The organism is Allochromatium warmingii, from assembly GCF_900107145.1.
Classification (GTDB): domain Bacteria; phylum Pseudomonadota; class Gammaproteobacteria; order Chromatiales; family Chromatiaceae; genus Thermochromatium; species Thermochromatium warmingii.
The window spans coordinates 1-2,375 of record NZ_FNOW01000079.1 but is presented as its reverse complement, the minus strand read 5'-3'; the positions used below and the strand labels follow the sequence as shown (position 1 = coordinate 2,375).

The following is a 2,375-nucleotide window of genomic DNA, read 5'->3' as shown; positions in this document are numbered from 1 at the left end:
GTTCGCGCTCTGACTTCGTGGACTCGCGTAGCTCCTGACGAATCGCGGGCGTGGTGCGGGCGTTGCGATGTAGGTTCAGATTCATGATTAGATGTCCCGTCAGGTCGCGGATGGTGTCGTCAGCAGTTGCCGCTTGGTCGTCTTCAGCTCATCACTGAGTGTGCGCAGTGCCTCGCGGGCTTGGAACAAAGGATAGCTCCTTTTCGGAATATAATCCCACGGGACGGAACAGCTAGGGATGCGTTGACCGCCTGTGCAACAGCCACGACCCTCGAAATGTAGTCTCCGATTTCAAGGTTTAGACCCGTGATTCAATTCGTTCTCTGTTGTCAATCCGCATCTTGCAAATCTGCTATCTAGGAACAGCACTGCCATGAATCTTAATCGTAAAGTTACATTACTCTTTGTCGCCCTCGCCGCCAGTATTTTAATAGCACTGGTGATTATTTCACTCTATGCCTTTCGCTCATTTGCGCTCAATTCATCTACCGCCCATGTGAAAACCGCCGCCGAAATCGTCCGCGTGCATTTAACGGAAGCGATGATTAACGGCACCATCAATAAACGCGAGCAATTTTTAGAGCGACTGATGGAAGTACAAGGCTTAAGCATGGCGCGGGTCATTCGCTCCCCGCTCGTCAGCCAGCAATTTGGCGAAGGCTTGCAGCGTGAAATGGTCGCTGATCGCATTGAAACTCAAGTATTACAAGATGGTCAACCGCGCTTCAGCATTATCGATGAAATTGGTGAACCCGTTTTTCGTGGCACCATTCCCTATATTGCCAGCTCGCGTGGCACCCCGAATTGTTTGCAATGCCATCGTGTCCAAGAAGGCGATGTTTTAGGGGCAGTTACTATTGAATTATTATTATCTGGATTACGCAAACACGCCATGACCAGCGTGATCGGCATTATGATTACCGTTGCCGTGTTTTCATTGTTAGCGATTACCTTAGCGCGGCGCTTAGTGCTGCCAGTTGGGGATACTGCCACCGAAATTGGCGAAGTTGTACAACGGGCGCTAAAAGGCCAATTTAAAGCGCGTGTTACCCAGCGCACAACCGATGATGTTGGGATGATTGCCGCCCATGTCAATCGACTGTTGGAATATTTAGACCACGGACTTAGCAGCATTGTTGAGCGAGTCGCGCAACTAACTGGACGAATGCCCAGTGGGATCGACAATCAACTCGAAACCACGATTGATATGGTCAACAGTCTTGCTGATGCCGCAACGTTTAAAATTACGATTGAAGAAGATGAAACCAAAGCCGAGATTTACGAACGCTTTGGTCAATTATTAACCAAGCGGTTTGGTATCTGCGAATACTCGCTCTATGAAACCCGCGATACTGGTCACTTACAGGTGATTAAAATTAATGGTGATGAAAACCAAAATTGTCTATGGTGCAATCCGCAAATTTTAATTCGCAGCGAACATTGCCGCGCTCGCCGCGCAGGTCATGTCGTTGACGGTCTGACACAGGAGCACATCTGTGCCGCTTTTGTAGCAGATGCTCAAGGTGGTGAAGTGCGTCAGCATTATTGCGTGCCAATTATTCAATCTGGCGTTGTGGGGGCGGTGGTGCAATTAGTAACGACACAAACGATTGCGCCCTGTTTAGCATTGCAAGTGCCCTATATTTTAATGTTCATCCGTGAAATGGCTCCCGTTCTGGAAGCCAAGCGCCTCACCGAAACCTTGCGCGAATCATCGCTGCAAGATGTGATGACTGGATTACATAATCGACGCTTTTTAGAAGAATATGTCGAAACACTGGTTGCGACCGCGAAACGGCGTCATACTGTATTAGCGATTTTGTTATTAGATTTGGATTATTTTAAGATGGTCAATGATACGCACGGCCATGATGCCGGTGATGCGGTGCTTAAGGGGGTCGCGGAATTGTTAAAGCAAAATGTTCGTTCTTCTGATTTAGTGATTCGGTTTGGTGGTGAGGAATTTTTGATTTTATTACCTGATACCAATGGTGAGATGGCAGTCAAGGTAGCAGAAAAAATTCGCTTGGCAGTTGAGCAATATAAATTCCGCATCGCCGGCGGTGAACTTAAAAAAACCATTTCCGTTGGGGTTGCGCTTTTTCCTGAAGACAGCGAAACTTTTTGGCAAACACTCAAATATGCTGATGTTGCTTTATATCGCGCTAAAGAAACCGGACGTAATCGCGTATTACGATTTGCGCCTGAAATGTGGCATGATGAAAATGATGGTTATTAACAAAATGCGCATCAATCAATGCGCATAGATTAGATTGCAATTTATAGTTATTTGCAGAAGTGTCTATAATTATAGTAAATAAAAGAGGTTTTCACGATGAGAGTGCGAAATATAAAAATTGAAAACCCAGACTTAC

1 protein-coding gene is annotated in these 2,375 nt (G+C 46.5%); it reads left to right on the top strand.

Annotated features, from left to right (window positions below):
* The first annotated feature begins 373 nt into the window (after positions 1-373).
* Positions 374-2,239, top strand: a complete 1,866-nt coding sequence (locus tag BLW10_RS13465; protein WP_091335549.1) for a GGDEF domain-containing protein — start codon at positions 374-376, stop codon at positions 2,237-2,239.
* Positions 2,240-2,375: the final 136 nt, after the last annotated feature.

What these genes read in the sequence shown, in the direction of transcription:
- BLW10_RS13465 (WP_091335549.1), top strand. Translation starts at nt 374, where the DNA reads ATGAATCTTAATCGTAAAGTTACATTACTCTTTGTCGCCCTCGCCGCC.